The 13,916-nt window shown below is 63.1% G+C and carries 15 protein-coding genes; 7 read left to right on the top strand and 8 right to left on the bottom strand.

Features of this window, described 5'->3' with window-relative positions; all coding sequences use genetic code 11:
- The first annotated feature begins 445 nt into the window (after nucleotides 1–445).
- Entirely contained in the window at nucleotides 446–1,348 is a 903-nt protein-coding gene (locus AC3WR3_RS00805; protein ID WP_139434168.1) for a LysO family transporter, read from the top strand.
- 78 nt (nucleotides 1,349–1,426) lie between these two features.
- Here the strand turns inward: AC3WR3_RS00805 and iadA are convergent, their stop codons facing one another.
- Nucleotides 1,427–2,557, bottom strand: coding sequence for a beta-aspartyl-peptidase (gene iadA / locus AC3WR3_RS00800; RefSeq protein ID WP_319917803.1), 1,131 nt, complete (start codon nucleotides 2,555–2,557; stop codon nucleotides 1,427–1,429).
- 66 nt (nucleotides 2,558–2,623) lie between these two features.
- Nucleotides 2,624–3,403, bottom strand: coding sequence for an ABC transporter substrate-binding protein (locus AC3WR3_RS00795; protein WP_492291155.1), 780 nt, complete (start codon nucleotides 3,401–3,403; stop codon nucleotides 2,624–2,626).
- A 419-nt stretch (nucleotides 3,404–3,822) separates the two neighbouring features.
- Between AC3WR3_RS00795 and AC3WR3_RS00790 the strand changes: the two genes are divergently transcribed.
- On the top strand, nucleotides 3,823–4,443 hold the full coding sequence (locus AC3WR3_RS00790) for an acyl carrier protein phosphodiesterase (protein WP_492290884.1): 621 nt from the start codon (nucleotides 3,823–3,825) through the stop codon (nucleotides 4,441–4,443).
- A gap of 34 nt (nucleotides 4,444–4,477) precedes the next feature.
- Here the strand turns inward: AC3WR3_RS00790 and AC3WR3_RS00785 are convergent, their stop codons facing one another.
- A complete protein-coding gene (locus tag AC3WR3_RS00785) occupies nucleotides 4,478–4,861 on the bottom strand; it encodes a DUF2069 domain-containing protein (RefSeq protein WP_139435845.1) in 384 nt (127 codons plus the stop codon).
- The gene (gene arsC, locus AC3WR3_RS00780) at nucleotides 4,858–5,208 is read right to left on the bottom strand and encodes an arsenate reductase (glutaredoxin) (protein ID WP_139435847.1); all 351 of its coding nucleotides are present in this window, start codon (nucleotides 5,206–5,208) and stop codon (nucleotides 4,858–4,860) included. Before arsC ends, AC3WR3_RS00785 begins: the two co-directional genes overlap by 4 nt.
- Before the next feature lie 58 nt (nucleotides 5,209–5,266).
- Between arsC and AC3WR3_RS00775 the strand changes: the two genes are divergently transcribed.
- The gene (locus AC3WR3_RS00775) at nucleotides 5,267–5,761 is read left to right on the top strand and encodes a TlpA disulfide reductase family protein (protein WP_492290883.1); all 495 of its coding nucleotides are present in this window, start codon (nucleotides 5,267–5,269) and stop codon (nucleotides 5,759–5,761) included.
- A 69-nt stretch (nucleotides 5,762–5,830) separates the two neighbouring features.
- On the opposite strand, the gene bepA is transcribed toward AC3WR3_RS00775, so the two are convergent.
- Entirely contained in the window at nucleotides 5,831–7,285 is a 1,455-nt protein-coding gene (bepA, locus tag AC3WR3_RS00770) for a beta-barrel assembly-enhancing protease (protein WP_348773032.1), read from the bottom strand.
- A gap of 121 nt (nucleotides 7,286–7,406) precedes the next feature.
- Between bepA and AC3WR3_RS00765 the strand changes: the two genes are divergently transcribed.
- From AC3WR3_RS00765 to AC3WR3_RS00755, 3 genes are all read left to right on the top strand, one after another.
- The gene (locus tag AC3WR3_RS00765; protein ID WP_106887269.1) at nucleotides 7,407–7,637 is read left to right on the top strand and encodes a sulfurtransferase TusA family protein; all 231 of its coding nucleotides are present in this window, start codon (nucleotides 7,407–7,409) and stop codon (nucleotides 7,635–7,637) included.
- A 63-nt stretch (nucleotides 7,638–7,700) separates the two neighbouring features.
- On the top strand, nucleotides 7,701–8,771 hold the full coding sequence (locus AC3WR3_RS00760; protein ID WP_139435855.1) for an AI-2E family transporter: 1,071 nt from the start codon (nucleotides 7,701–7,703) through the stop codon (nucleotides 8,769–8,771).
- Nucleotides 8,772–8,954: 183 nt separating this feature from the next.
- Nucleotides 8,955–9,764 (top strand): MipA/OmpV family protein, encoded by an 810-nt coding sequence (locus AC3WR3_RS00755; RefSeq protein WP_247626778.1) that lies wholly within the window; start codon nucleotides 8,955–8,957, stop codon nucleotides 9,762–9,764.
- Between the two features lie 76 nt (nucleotides 9,765–9,840).
- On the opposite strand, the gene AC3WR3_RS00750 is transcribed toward AC3WR3_RS00755, so the two are convergent.
- Nucleotides 9,841–10,641 carry an alpha/beta fold hydrolase gene (locus tag AC3WR3_RS00750; RefSeq protein WP_492290882.1) on the bottom strand — a complete coding sequence of 267 codons (801 nt, stop codon included), beginning with the start codon at nucleotides 10,639–10,641 and terminating at the stop codon, nucleotides 9,841–9,843.
- 249 nt (nucleotides 10,642–10,890) lie between these two features.
- On the opposite strand from AC3WR3_RS00750, the gene ppk2 reads away from it, so the two are divergent.
- Nucleotides 10,891–11,706 carry a polyphosphate kinase 2 gene (ppk2, locus tag AC3WR3_RS00745; RefSeq protein WP_492290881.1) on the top strand — a complete coding sequence of 272 codons (816 nt, stop codon included), beginning with the start codon at nucleotides 10,891–10,893 and terminating at the stop codon, nucleotides 11,704–11,706.
- Nucleotides 11,707–11,810: 104 nt separating this feature from the next.
- Here the strand turns inward: ppk2 and AC3WR3_RS00740 are convergent, their stop codons facing one another.
- Nucleotides 11,811–12,947, bottom strand: a complete 1,137-nt coding sequence (locus tag AC3WR3_RS00740; RefSeq protein ID WP_492290880.1) for an ABC transporter ATP-binding protein — start codon at nucleotides 12,945–12,947, stop codon at nucleotides 11,811–11,813.
- Between the two features lie 69 nt (nucleotides 12,948–13,016).
- On the bottom strand, nucleotides 13,017–13,907 hold the full coding sequence (gene malG / locus AC3WR3_RS00735) for a maltose ABC transporter permease MalG (protein WP_025326477.1): 891 nt from the start codon (nucleotides 13,905–13,907) through the stop codon (nucleotides 13,017–13,019).
- Nucleotides 13,908–13,916 lie beyond the last annotated feature (9 nt).

Raw genomic sequence — 13,916 nt, 5'->3', positions numbered from 1 at the left:
TCAGCGAAAATATCATTCAGGTAGTTAAAAAACAATACAGAACCGAGGTATTTAGTGGTTTATCTGTATTTTTATTGGCCTTGGCGGTATTTTTCAGCACTTTGTCTGCATAAAATCCGCTTTTCGCCACCTCCGGGATACCGCCTTTTTATACCCGGAACGCACCAGTAGCAAGAAGATTCAGCCATTTCAGTCAGAAGCCGTTCAGAGTCACTTTATTCACCCCGCTTCGGCTGAACAAAACGCACTTTTTTCTGAATGGAATTGATTTTATTGGCGATGACGGCCCGAGATCAGAGGGCTCCGGGAAGGCGGTCTCGCCATGGAAAAGTAACAAACCGATAAAAAAAGGGTCGAATGAGGCATACAAACTCGTGGATTTATGACTCTTGGCCAATAAGTAGTGGTAATGTGTCGTTTTCCCAGTTTTGTGACCGAGGCCCCAATGTTGCTGAATGTGTTGCTGATCCTGCTGCCGCTAGGTGTCGGCTATCTTGTCCCCCTCTCCTCCACCCGGCTCATCAAGCTGATCAATCAATCCCTCGGCAAGATGGTCTATCTCATCCTGTTCCTGATGGGGCTGGGGCTGGCCTATGTGGAGAACCTCGGCAGCAACCTGGCGGTGATCTTCAAGGTGGCCGGGGTGATGCTGGCCGCCATCACCGCCTGCAACCTGCTGGCGCTCTGGTGGCTGGACAGACGCAGCCCCCCCACCCACGAGTCGAGCGACGCCAGGATGCCGAGCAAGCTGCATCTGCTGTGGGAGTCGCTCCAGCTCTGCTTCGTGGTGCTCGGCGGCGTGCTGCTGGGGCTGCTGGTGGACTTGCGCGCCCTGCCCATCGACAAATGGAGCGAGTGGGCCCTGATGCTGTTGCTGCTGCTCATCGGCATCCAGATGCGCAACTCCGGCATGCGGCTGCGCCAGATCCTGCTCAACCCCTGGGGCATGAAGATAGCCGCCACCGTCATCCTCAGCAGCTGGCTCGGCAGCCTGCTGGCCTCACAACTGCTGGGCATGCCCTTTGCCCATGGTCTGGCGATGAGCTCCAGCTTCGGCTGGTATTCGCTCTCCGGCATCCTGGTGGCCGACAAGCTGGGGCCTGTGCTCGGCTCCGCCGCCTTCATCAACGATCTGGGGCGCGAGCTCATCGCCATCCTCATCATTCCGGTGCTGATGCGTCGCCACCCCTCCGCCGCCATCGGGTACGGTGGTGCCACCGCGCTGGACTTCACCCTGCCGGTCATCCAGAAATCCGGCGGCATCCAGGTGGTCCCTGTGGCCATCGTCTCGGGCTTTATCCTGAGCCTGCTCGGCCCCATCCTGATCCTGGGCTTCCTCGCTATCTGAGTCTGGAGGAAGCCCCCAGGCGAACAAAAGCCCGGCAGCAGTGCCGGGCTTTTCGTTTACTGACGGGCGCACACTGGCTCAGGTTCGCCACTGACCGCCGCTCATCACCCTCTCGATGGCGAGGTGCTCCGGTGCTATCAGCAGCAGATCCGCATCCTGCCCCACTCCTATCACCCCCTTGCCCGCCAGCCCCAGGGCCCGCGCCGGATTGGCCGTGACCACCCCGAGGGCGACCTCGAGCGACACCCCGAGGGCGCAGGCGCGGACGCACTCCTGCCACAGGCTGGCAATCTGGCCGCAGCGCATCTCCACAAGGCGCCCCTCGCCGTCAAAGCGCGGCAGGCTGGCGTTGGCATCCGAGCTGAAGCTGATGCGATCGGCAGGCACCCCGGCCGCCAGCAGCGCCACCAGCGCCTCTGCCGCCAGTTGCTCCCCGTCGTCCAGCAGCTCGGGGAAGCTCGAGGTGGTGAGATCGATCCAGCCCCCCGCCCGGCCCCAGTCGATGGCCTCGGCAAAGAGCCAGGGGTTGCGGTTGCAGTGGGTGGGGTAGAGCTGGCGCAGGGGGATGTCGGTGCCATCGCGCAGGGCCCGCAGGGGTGCCAGGGCCCCGCGGCCATCCCCGACGTGGAAGAAGCTGACCCCGCTCTTGCCCGCGAGCAGCCCGGCCACCCGCGCCTCGCTCACCAGCCGTGCCAGCTCGTCATGAGTCGGCGCACTGGATCTGTGATCGCTGATGGCCAGCTCCCCCACCCCCAGCACCTCGGGGATCAGCATGATGTCCGACTCCACCCTGCCGGTGAGGGTCTTGACCGGCAGGTGATAGGAGCCGGTATACATGTAAGCACTCACCCCGGCGGCGCGAAACTCGCGCACCTTGCCGAGCACCTGGGCCGGGGTGCGGGTCAGGCTGTCGGTGCCGAGCGCCGCCACCAGCGTGGTGACCCCGGCCTTGAGGGCCTCCCCCGCCGCGAGTTCAGGGGTACGAAAGGCAAAGCCCCCCTCCCCACCGCCCCCCGTGATGTGGGCCAGAGGATCCACCAGCCCGGGCACCAGGTAGCGGCCACGGCCGTCGACGCGCACCAGCGGCCAGTCAGGGGGGACTGTCAGCCCCTTGCCCAGCCAGGCGATGCGGCCGTCGGCCACCAGCAGATCCTGCTGGCCGAGCGGGGCCGGGCTATGAATTTCCGCACCCTCGATCAGGGTCAACATGGGTCATCTCCTTGTTTCATCACCACTTGCCGCGAAAAAAGAGAGGGAGCAAGCTCCCTCCCCCCATCAGCCACCATAGATATCGTACTTGAAGTACTTCTGGTTGATCTCCTGATACTTGCCATTGGCCCGCAGGGTCTTGATCGCCTCGTCCAGCTTGGCCTTGAGATCCTGATCGCCCTTGCGTACCGCAATCCCCATGCCGTCACCAAACCACTGGCGATCGGTCAGGGCCGGCCCCACATACTCGAACTTGTCCCCGCCCACCTTGCCGAGCAGCCCCTGATCGATGGCCGAGGCATCGGCCAGCAAGGCCAGCACCCGGCCCGCCTTCAGATCGAGATAGGCCTCGTCGGCATTGCCGTAACGCACTATGGTGACATCAGATCCAAAGTTGTCCGTCAGGTACTTGTCGTGGGTAGTGGCGCGCTGCACACCGATGCGCTTGCCTGCCATCCCCGCCGGGGTCAGCGCCAGCTCGGTGCCCTTGGCTGCCACGAAGCGGTTGGGGATATGGGCATATTTCTCGGTGAAATCCACCTTCTTGCGCCGCTCATCGGTGATCGACATGGCGGCGATGATCGCATCGTATTTGCGCGACAGCAGGGCCGGGATCATGCCGTCCCAATCCTGCGCCACCAGCTCGCACTTGACGGCCATCTGCTGGCACAGGGCATGGGCGAGATCGATGTCAAAGCCCTTGATCTCCCCCGACGCATCGGTCCAGGAGAAGGGGGGATAGGCGCCTTCCACACCGAAGCGCACGGTTTTCCACTCCTTGGCCGTGACGGGGGTGGTGAGCAGGCAGGCAGCAAACAGGGCTGACAGGGTCAGTTTGGTATTCATCATGAGTACTCCATTACAAAGCGCACAGGCGCGGTCAAGGCATCGCAAGCGTGGGCAGGCGATGGCCAACAAACGGCAAAATGCGGATGAGCGAGATCAGTCCCCTGGGTATCAATGATCAGCGGGTATCAATGATCGGCGGGCGTCAATGAGCTGCTCCGGGGCCTCGATCTATTCGTCGAACCACTCGGAGAGGTAGAAAGGCTTGAAGTAGAAGGCCAGAAAGAAACCTCTGGCTTTGCGCATCATGATGGTCTGTCGCGTCCTGTGACAAAGATGAGAGCCACCTTAGCACGCCTCAAATTTGCCCTGCAAGAGGGGCTTGTGGGGCCATCGCAACATCCTGGCCATGGTCAACAGAACCAGGATCCTCTAGGCTCTGAGCACCTTGCCATCGACCTGCACACGACCCTGATCCCATGAATTACCTGGCGCACCTCCATCTGGCGGCCCACACCCGAAGCTCCCTCACCGGCAACCTGCTGGGGGACTTCGTCAAGGGGCCCCTACCCACAGGCCTCGCGGCCCATTTCGACGAGGGGATCTGGCTGCACCGCAAAATAGATGCCTTCACCGATGCCCACCCCGAGCACAGGGCGGCGGTCGCCTGCTTCGAGGCCCCCTGGCGCCGCTTTGGCGGCATCCTGGTGGACATGCTCTACGACCACTGGCTGAGCCGCCACTGGCAGCAATTCAGTCAGGATCCCCTGCCCCGCTTCCTGCAGCAGAGCTATGGCCAGCTGCTGGCGGATCACGTCCGCCTGCCGGATGGCCTGCCAATGGCCCTCAGGCGGATGGCCGAGCAGGACTGGATCGCCTCGTACCGGCACCGGGAGGGGCTGAGTCAAGCCCTCAACGGCATAGGCCGGCGCCTGCGTCGCCCCCAGCTGCTGGGGGAGGCACTCCATACCCTGGATGAGGGCCGCTGGCACCAGTGTGAACGGGGGTTTCTGCGCTTCTATCCCGAGGTGATGCGCTTTAGTGAGCGGCAACTCACCCACTACCGCACGGGCCAGGACGAGGCAGGATCAACACAATGAAAAACGCCCCGAGCGGGGCGTTGAGAGGGCGCTATTAGCGGGCTTCATCCTTCTTCTTGCGAATGCTCAGACCAAGCTCGCGGCCGCGCAGACGGGCGTAATAGATGGTGCCGACGAAGGCCAGGGTGGTAAACACCAGCTCCACCACCGCCAGCCACCGCTCACCCTCATCCGTGGTGATCAGGGTCAGGGCGTGGAGAAAGTAGGGCATCAGCACGAAGTTGCCCCAGGCGTGGGTGTAGGGGTTGCCCTGCACTATGCCCTTCAGTGGGAAGAGCAGCGGCACAGTCCAGATCACCGGCAGCAACCAGGGGTTGAGATCCGGGTGGGGCGAGAGCCACAGATGCCAGAGGATGACCCAGGCCAGCAGGCCGAAGAAGCCGACCAGGGTCAGCAGACGGGCGAAGCGGGTGCTCACTTGAGGATCTCCAGCACCTGCTCGGGCGGACGGCCGATGCGGGCCTGACCGTTCCTGATGACGATAGGGCGCTCGATCAGCTTGGGATGCTGGTGCATGGCGCGAATGAGGGCGTCGCCGTTCACTTCGCTGAGCCCCAGCTCCTTGTAGAGATCCTCCTTGGTGCGCATCAGCTGGCGCGGGTCGGCGAACCCGAGCTGACCCAGCAGGGTGCGAATATCATCCTCGCTCGGCGCCTGTTCCAGATAGAGCACCACCTCGGGGGCTATCCCCTGCTGTTCCAGCAAGGCCAGGGTTTCACGGCTCTTGGAGCAGCGCGGGTTGTGATAGATTTGGGTCTCGCTCATGGTAACTCCCTGATATTGCAAGATGGGACAACAAATGGCGCTATTGTAGGGGAAACGGATGGGCAGGGTAAGCGGGAAGGATATGGAAATGAAACGAATCTGTTGGCTGATTGTGGCCGCCCTGCTGGGGGCCTGCAGCCCGGCGCCCCAGCTCACCGACGGGACGGGCAACAACATCAGCCTGAGCGCCCTGGCGGGCAAGCCGTTGCTGGTCAACTACTTCGCCCCCTGGTGCCCCCCCTGCCTGCGGGAGATGCCCCTGCTCGCGGCGCTGCACCGGGAGGGACAGATAGGGGTAATAGCCATCAACTATGATCCCGCCTCCCCCGGCGAGCTGGCCGAGCTGGCCCGGCGCCATCAGATAGCCGTGCCCCTGATGATCCCCCTCGATGAGGCCAGCCTCCCCTTCCCAAGGCCTGGCGCGCTGCCCACCAGCTACCTGCTCGACGGCAAGGGGGAGTTGCAGCAGACCCTGGTGGGGGAGCTCGATGAGCACAAGCTCGCCGCCATCCAGGCCTGGGCCGCCACACAAGTCTCCTCGGCACGGCCCTGATGGCCCCATGACGACACGGGGTGCACCATCTCTGGTGCACCCCGTTGCATGCAGGCGCGGTGAGCCGGACTAGCCCTTCAGGCTGTCCAGATCCTTCTTCGCCCGCTCCAGCTGAGTGATGCGCGCCTCGATGCGGGCCAGGGTCAGCTTGTCGCTGGTGGTGCCACGGGCCACGATCAGCTCGTCGATGGCCGCCTGGTAGTCACCGCGCAGGGAGAGGGTCTCCGCCCGCGCCATGTGCAGATCCGTCATCCGTCCCGCCTTGCGATAGGCATCCGACAGCAGGCTCCAGGCCAGGCTGTTCTCGTCGTGCTCCCGGGCGTAAGGGTCCAGCAGGGCGATGGACTTCTTGTAGTTGCCCGCCTCCAGATAGGCGTTGCCGAGGTTGACCACCACCACCTCGTTGTCCGGCATCCGGGTGCGGAAGCGCTCCAGCCGGGCGATGGCCTGGGCGCTGCGCCCCTTGGCGAGATCGATGTCGGTCAGGGCATCCACCACGAAGAGATCCTCCGGATGGCGGGCGGCCAGACTCTGCATCAGGGTATCGGCCTCGTCGGTGCGCTTGAGCTGCAGCAGGGCCAGCGCCTTGCCATAGGTGGCGGCGTCTTTGAGGGGGTAGTCCCCCTTCTGCAGGCGGCTGTCGAAATAGGTGAGCAGCGCCTGGGGGCTCTCGGTGCCATAACGCACCTGGATGCGCACCTTGGCCAGCCAGAAGTCGAGGCTGGGGGGCAAGGCACGGCGGCCATAGCTGTTGGCACGGGCGCGGGCTTCGCTGATCCGGGTCTCCGGCAGGGGGTGAGTGAGCAGCATCTCGGGCGGCTTGCTGGCGTAGCGGTACTCCGCCGCCAGTTTCTGGAAGAAGCTGGCCATGCCCATGGGATCGAAACCGGCATCATAGAGCGTCTTCATGCCGATGCGGTCCGCCTCGTACTCGTTGTCACGGGTATAGTTGATGGCCGACTGCATGGAGAGCCCGAGGGTAGTCTGCAGCGCGGCTATGCCGGCAGTGGGGTTGATCACCGCCAGCGCAATGGAGCCCACCAGACCGGCCAGGGTCATGGCCGAGCTGCTCGCCTGCGCCTCCATGTAACGGGCGATGTGGCGCTGGGTCACGTGGGTGATTTCGTGAGCCAGCACCGAGGCCAGCTCGCTCTCGTCGTCGGCGTAGAGGAAGAGGCCGGTGTGCACCTTGACCCGCCCGCCGAGGAAGGCGGCCGCGTTGATGCTGGGATCGTTGATGAGGAAGAAGGTAAAGGGGAAACGCACCCCGTCGGCATTGGTGAGCAGGCGCTGACCCAGATCGTCGATGTATTCGTTCAGCACGGGATCATCGATGATGGGCAAGCCCGCCCGGGCAAACCGCATGAAGGCATTGCCATAACGCACCTCCTGCTCGATGGGCAGGGCGGCAACCCCGGCGGTGCCGATGTCGGGCAGCTGGTTGTTCGCCTGAGCCTGAAAGGTCGCGCTCATCAGGGATGCCAGCAGGGGAAGCGATGCCATCAAGGGGGAAAAACGGGCCACAGTATTTCTATCTCCATCAGAAGGGGCTCGGGCAGAATACCCTTGCCCATCAAGGCCCACAAGCGTTGTTTCATACTGGTATCACGGCCATAATGGCCACCACGCACGCAATGGAATCCTCATGGAACAGCTCGACCTGACACCCTGGCGTTGTCCCGAGCCGCTGATCCGGCTCAAGCTCTGGTTGCGCCAGGCAAGACCCGGCCAATCCCTGCACCTCATACTGGGGGATGCAGGCTCAAGGCAGGACATTCCGGCCTACCTGCAGCGCCTGGGTCACAGCGTCCGCCCCCTGGAGGAGTCCGCCGCCCGCCTCTCCCTGCTGCTCGTGGTCGGGAGCCGGCCATCATGATGTCGCCAGACTCCGGGCTGCCCCTTTCCATCCTGATGACAAGGTAAAACCAAGGAAGCCTCGATGTTAGATGTATTGAAGCGCTGGTATCAGACCCGTTTTTCCGACCCCGATGCCGTTACCCTGTTCCTGCTGCTGGTGTTCTGCTTCGCCGTGCTCTGGCTGTTTGGCGATCTGCTGGCCCCCCTGCTGGTGGCCGTGGTGATGGCCTATCTGCTGGAGTGGCCGGTCAGCCGCCTGCAACGCACCGGGCTCTCCCGCCCCCTGGCCACCAGCCTGGTGCTGCTGCTGTTTCTCTCTGTGACCACTATGATGCTGCTGGGGCTCATCCCCACACTGGTGAGCCAGGGGGTCAACCTCGCCAAGGAGGCGCCCTCCATGCTGGCCCATGCCCAGGACGCGGTGCGCACCCTGCCGGAAAAGTACCCCGAGATCATCGACGTCAGCCTGGTCGAGACCATCATAGACAACATTCGCCAGCGCATTCTGGCAGGGGGGGAGCAGCTGGTGAGCGCCTCCCTCAGCTCCCTCATCAACGTGGTGGCCATCCTCATCTACGCCATCCTGGTGCCCCTGATGGTGTTCTTCATGCTCAAGGACAAGCAGGTGCTGATGAGCGGCCTGCGCCGCTTCCTGCCCCGCAACCGCACCCTGGTCAACCGGGTCTGGGTGGAGATGAACGACCAGATCATCAACTACATCCGCGGCAAGGTGATCGAGATCCTCATCGTCGGGGTGGCGACCTACATCCCCTTCGCCCTGATGGGGCTGCGCTACTCGGTGCTGCTGGCGGTGGCGGTCGGCTTCTCCGTGCTCATCCCCTACATAGGGGCGGTGGCGGTGACCGTGCCCGTCGCCATGGTGGCCCTGTTCCAGTGGGGACTGACCCCGGACTTCGCCTGGCTGATGGTGGCCTATCTGGTCATTCAGGCCCTCGACGGCAACCTGCTGGTGCCCCTGCTCTTCTCCGAGGCGGTCAACCTGCACCCTGTGGCCATCATCGTTGCCGTGCTGGTGTTCGGCGGGCTCTGGGGCTTCTGGGGGGTCTTCTTCGCCATTCCCCTGGCGACCCTGGTGAAAGCGGTGCTCAACGCCTGGCCCAAGCGGGACGAGGCGCCCCGCCCCGCCCCCTGATGAGAAGAGAGGCTTTCGCCTCTCTTTTTTATTCCCGCGAACTCATGCCCCCGCACTCGGTTCCCGCCTGAATCCAGGTACGACACAATGACGCTATCAACTTGAATTTGAAATAAAAACAGGCTTCACTGACAAGGTTGTCGGCAGTATGCTCTGCCAGCCCCGACCCTGAAGGATCACGCCATGCCCCCTGTTCGTCCCCTGCACAGCGCCGCGCTTGGCGCACTCCTGACCCTGCTGTTCGCGACCCAGGCCCGGGCCGAGGTCGATCTCGGCTCCCTCGACATCTTCGTGCAGGACAGCCCCACCAGCCCGGTGCCCAAGGGACTGGTGCTGGGCGGCGCCGTCATCGGTGGCGATGCCCGCTATCAGGGCCAGGATGACACGGCCCTCGCGATACCGGGTTTCATCTACTTCGGCGAGCAGTTCATGTTCCTCGGGGACAGGGCCCGCTACTACTTTCACAAGGATGACAGTTTCGCCGCCTACGGTTACGGCAGGATGCGCTTTGGCAACCTGGATCCCGACGATGCCCCCGAGCTGGCCGGCATGGAGCAGCGCAAGTGGCAGCTGGAAGGGGGCATAGGCGCCAGCCTCATCACCCCCTATGCCCTGCTCAGCACCCGCCTCAGCACGGACGTGACCGGGCGCAGCAACGGCCAGGAGCTGCTGCTGTGGGCCGACTTCCCCATACTGCGGGACAGGCTGCTCATCATGCCCGGCATGGGGATGATGATCCGCAGCGACAAGATGGCGAACTACTACTTTGGCGGCGTCTCGGGGGGCGAGGCCACGGGGCTGCGCCCGGCGTGGGACACGGGCACCACCCTCTCCCCCATGGCGGCCATCATCACCAGCTACCGTTTCAGCCCCCACTGGATCGGCATGTTTGCCGCCAACTACGAGCGCTACGATGACGACATCGCCAACAGCCCCATAGTCCAGCACAAGGGGGAGCTCTACGCCGGCTTCGCCGTGGGCTATATCTGGTAACCCAACCGCCAACCAGCAAGAAGGGAGCCATGGGCTCCCTTCTTGCTTGATGTGACTCGCAGCCGGCAAGCGGCCATCACAGGGTGGCCAGAAACTCGGCCAGGGTCCGGTTGACGAACTCGGGGTTCTCCAGGGTCGAGATGTGGCCCGCCCCCGGTATCTCCCTGAAGGGGCAGGCCAGCGCCTCGGCCATCAGATACCCCTCCAGCACCGGGCGCGCCTTGTCCTCGCAGCCTGTCATCACCAGGCTCGGCATCGCCATCTCTTCGAGCCACTCGATGCGATCCTCCCGGGTCACGAAGCTGCGCCCCACCGCCACCAGGCTCGCCACCTGGTCCGCTGGCCACTGGGCGAGCCGCGCCTTGAAGCCGCTCATCAGGGCGGGATCCGGCTCATGGGCAAAGAAGAGCGGCGCCACCTGCTCGATGACGGGGGCAGGAAGGGTGCCCAGCTGCTCTATCATGGCCAGCATGCCGAGGTAGCGCTCGCAGGGGATCTGGGGCTCCCAGCCAACGAAGGTATCCATCAGCACCAGCCCCTTGAGCCGCGCCGGGGCCATCCTGGCGAGCTCCACGCCCCACATGCCGCCAATCGACAGCCCCACCAGCACGCACTGCTCGATGTCGAGGGCATCGAGCAGTGCCAGGTGATCCCGGGCCAGGGTCTCAAGGGAGCAAGGGCCTTCCGGCAAAGAGTCTGAATCCCCGTGGCCCCAGAGCTCGGGGACGATGCAGCGATAACTGCCCTTGAGCGCCTCGACTTGTGGCGCCCACATGGTACTGTCCCACAAATAGCTGTGGCCAAAGAGCAGCACAGGGCCCTGCCCCTCGTCCAGATAGGCCATGCGGCGGCCCGCTATCTCCATAAAATGCTTCATGTTATCTCCTGTTGCCAGCGGCTGCTGATGAGACGGCCGTGCAAAATCGCCATAAATGGCTTCATTTTTTCTATTGCCAGCGGTTGATGAGGCGGCAGTATCAATCGCTATACCCATACAATGGCTTCATGTTTTCTTCTGTTCTGCTGGCAGCGACGGGGCGGCAGTGTAACACGCCCCCCTTGGCAGTGGCGCCTCCCTGGTGCAAGCTGGGGTGGCTCACAAAAAGGACTCGAACAGGAGAAGATCATGCCGAAGGAAAAGAGCAAGAAACGCCCGCGCCTGCACAAGAAGACCTATGAACACCACCTGGCCCAGCTACAGGAGGAGCTAGTCAAGCTGCAGGAGTGGGTCAAGCAGGAGGGGCTCAAGGTGGTGGTGCTGTTCGAGGGGCGCGACGCCGCCGGCAAGGGGGGCGTCATCAAGGCGATCACCGAGCCCCTCAATCCCCGGGTCTGCCGGGTCACCGCCCTGCCCGCGCCCTCGGACAGGGAGCGCACCCAATGGTACTTCCAGCGCTATGCCGCCCATCTGCCGTCGGCGGGCGAGATGGTGCTGTTCGATCGCTCCTGGTACAACAGGGCCGGGGTGGAGCGGGTGATGGGCTTTTGCACCGATGCAGAATACCGCGAGTTTCTGCGTGCCTGCCCCGAGTTCGAGCGGATGCTGACTCGCTCCGGCATCACCCTGATCAAGTACTGGTTCTCGGTCAGCGACGAGGAGCAGGAGAAGCGCTTCAAGGAGCGCATCAACACCCCCATCAAGCGCTGGAAGTTCAGCCCCATGGACTTGCAGTCTCGCTCCCGCTGGGTGGAGTACTCCCGCGCCAAGGATGACATGTTCACCTACACGGATACCGAGGACTGCCCCTGGTTCGTGGTGGAGGCCGACGACAAGCGCCGCGCCCGCCTCAACTGCATCGCCCACCTGCTCGGCAAGGTGCCCTACGAGGCGATCCACTACGAGCCCATCAAGCTTCCCCCCATCAAGACCGAGGGCTATGAGCGACCACCGCTGACCAGCCAGACCTTCGTGCCCGACATCACCGCCGCGCTCGATACCTGATCCCCGTCACCCTGCCCGCTTGCCCGCACGGCAGGCAATAAAAAGCCGGTCATTCGACCGGCAAAAAGGCATTGAATACTACGGAAACCTGCACAACAACACCATCAGGTGCGGATATATCTGGCGGTACGGGGGAACGCCTGCTCCTTGGCATCGAACAGGTAGCAGGCCTCGGCCGGAATGCCGACGCTGTACTGCTCGCCGGTGGCCACGTCCACGTCCGAGCTGGCCTTGACGGTGAAGTCGTGACCATCCACGTCCATGTAGACGAAGGACTCGGCCCCCAGGTGTTCAGCCACCTGCACCACCCCGCTCACCCGGCTGTCGGCATGGGGGTGATCCAGCGGCACCAGGTGCTCGGGGCGAATGCCCAGCTCCACCTTGTCACCGACGGCGCCGCTGCGGGCATCGACCCGGGCACGCACGGTATCGCCAGAGGTCAGCTTGACCACGCACTCCTGCTCGCCTATCTCCAGCAACTCGCCCGCCAGGAAGTTCATCTTGGGAGAGCCGATAAAGCCCGCCACGAACTTGTTGTCCGGGTTGTGATAGAGCTCGAGCGGGGTGCCGAACTGCTCCAGGTTGGTGGTCGCCTCACCCTTGAGGGGGCTCAGCACCACGATGCGGTTGGCTAGCGTCATGGCCTCCACCTGATCGTGGGTCACGTAGATGATGGTGGAGTTGAGCTCCTTGTGCAGCTTGGCGATCTCGATGCGCATCTTGACCCGCAGGGCGGCGTCCAGGTTTGACAAGGGTTCGTCAAACAGGAACACCTGGGGTTGCTGCACTATGGAGCGACCGATGGCCACCCGCTGGCGCTGACCGCCGGAGAGCGCCTTGGGCTTTCTGTCCAGCAGGGGCTCGAGCCCCAGGATCTCGGCGGCACGCATCACCCGCTTGTGGATGTTCTCCTTGTCCATCTTCTTGAGCTTGAGGCCGAAGGCCATGTTCTCGTAGATGTTCATGTGGGGGTAGAGGGCGTAGGACTGGAACACCATGCCCACGTTGCGCTCCACCGGCGGCACGTCGTTCATGTAACGACCACCTATGGTCAGCTCACCGCTGGTGATGTCCTCCAGCCCCGCGATCATCCGCAGCAGGGTGGACTTGCCACAGCCGGACGGGCCGACGAAGACGATGAACTCCCCTTCCTTGATGGCCAGGTTGATGTTGCGCAGCGTGTCCTTGTGGACAGCCGGATCGTAGTTTTTGCGAACGTTGTTGAGTACTACTTCAGCCATGACGAGCTCCGCTCTGAAATCTGTGCAAATCGTGATAGTCGGGGGAGCACTCCCCCGGCCATTAAAACCTTAACCTTTCACCCCACCCGCGGTGAGGCCACCCACCAGCCAGCGCTGCGCCATGAGGAAGACGACAGTGATGGGCAGGCCGGACAGCACGGCGGCGGCGGCGAAGTCACCCCACAGATAGTTCTGCGGATAGAGGTATTGCTGGGCACCGACCGCCAGGGTCAGGTTGTTCACATCCTGCAGCAGGATGGAGGCCACGGGCACCTCGGTGATGGAGCCGATGAAGGCCAGAATGAAGACCACCGCCAGGATGGGCACCGACAGGGGCAGCAGGATCAACCTGAATGCCTGCCAGGGGGTCGCACCATCGATGGCCGCCGCCTCTTCCAGGGAAGAGTCTATGGTCTCGAAGTAGCCCTTGATGGTCCAGACGTGCAGCGCTATGCCACCCATGTAGGCCAGGATCAGGCCGCCGTGAGTATTGAGGCCCAGCCAGGGGATGTAGTCGCCAATTTTGTTGAACAGCGCATAGATGGCCACCAGTGCCAGCACCGCCGGGAACATCTGGAAGATCAGCATCCCCTGCAATATGGTCTGCTTGCCACGGAACCGCAGGCGGGCAAACGCATAGGCACAGGTGGTGGAGAGCACCACTATCATCAGGGCCGTGATGCCCGCGATCTTGATGGAGTTCCACAGCCAGGTCAGCACCGGGAACGGCGGTGGCGTGATGCTGCCATCGGCGTTGGTGATGGACATGCCGAGCGCCAGCTTCCAGTGATCCAGGGTCGGATTGGAGGGGATTATCTCCCCCACCGAGAAGTTGCCGTTACGGAACGAGATGGCGATGACCATGATCACCGGGAAGATGATCAGCGCCAGGAAGCCCCACATGACCAGGTGGGTTGCCCACACCCGGTATTTCACTGATTTGGGTTGTACGATAGCCATTGAGAAGCC

This window comes from Aeromonas sp. EU05-FHT14A05 (assembly GCF_058791175.1).
Note: the sequence above shows the minus strand (reverse complement) of the source record. Positions and strands in the feature narration are given on the sequence as shown.

Coding starts and splice junctions, on each gene's coding strand:
- AC3WR3_RS00805 (WP_139434168.1), top strand. CDS start 446: ATGTTGCTGAATGTGTTGCTGATCCTGCTGCCGCTAGGTGTCGGCTAT.
- iadA (WP_319917803.1), bottom strand. CDS start 2,557: ATGTTGACCCTGATCGAGGGTGCGGAAATTCATAGCCCGGCCCCGCTC.
- AC3WR3_RS00795 (WP_492291155.1), bottom strand. CDS start 3,403: ATGAATACCAAACTGACCCTGTCAGCCCTGTTTGCTGCCTGCCTGCTC.
- AC3WR3_RS00790 (WP_492290884.1), top strand. CDS start 3,823: ATGAATTACCTGGCGCACCTCCATCTGGCGGCCCACACCCGAAGCTCC.
- arsC (WP_139435847.1), bottom strand. CDS start 5,208: ATGAGCGAGACCCAAATCTATCACAACCCGCGCTGCTCCAAGAGCCGT.
- AC3WR3_RS00775 (WP_492290883.1), top strand. CDS start 5,267: ATGGGCAGGGTAAGCGGGAAGGATATGGAAATGAAACGAATCTGTTGG.
- AC3WR3_RS00765 (WP_106887269.1), top strand. CDS start 7,407: ATGGAACAGCTCGACCTGACACCCTGGCGTTGTCCCGAGCCGCTGATC.
- AC3WR3_RS00760 (WP_139435855.1), top strand. CDS start 7,701: ATGTTAGATGTATTGAAGCGCTGGTATCAGACCCGTTTTTCCGACCCC.
- AC3WR3_RS00755 (WP_247626778.1), top strand. CDS start 8,955: ATGCCCCCTGTTCGTCCCCTGCACAGCGCCGCGCTTGGCGCACTCCTG.
- AC3WR3_RS00750 (WP_492290882.1), bottom strand. CDS start 10,641: ATGAAGCATTTTATGGAGATAGCGGGCCGCCGCATGGCCTATCTGGAC.
- ppk2 (WP_492290881.1), top strand. CDS start 10,891: ATGCCGAAGGAAAAGAGCAAGAAACGCCCGCGCCTGCACAAGAAGACC.
- AC3WR3_RS00740 (WP_492290880.1), bottom strand. CDS start 12,947: ATGGCTGAAGTAGTACTCAACAACGTTCGCAAAAACTACGATCCGGCT.
- malG (WP_025326477.1), bottom strand. CDS start 13,907: ATGGCTATCGTACAACCCAAATCAGTGAAATACCGGGTGTGGGCAACC.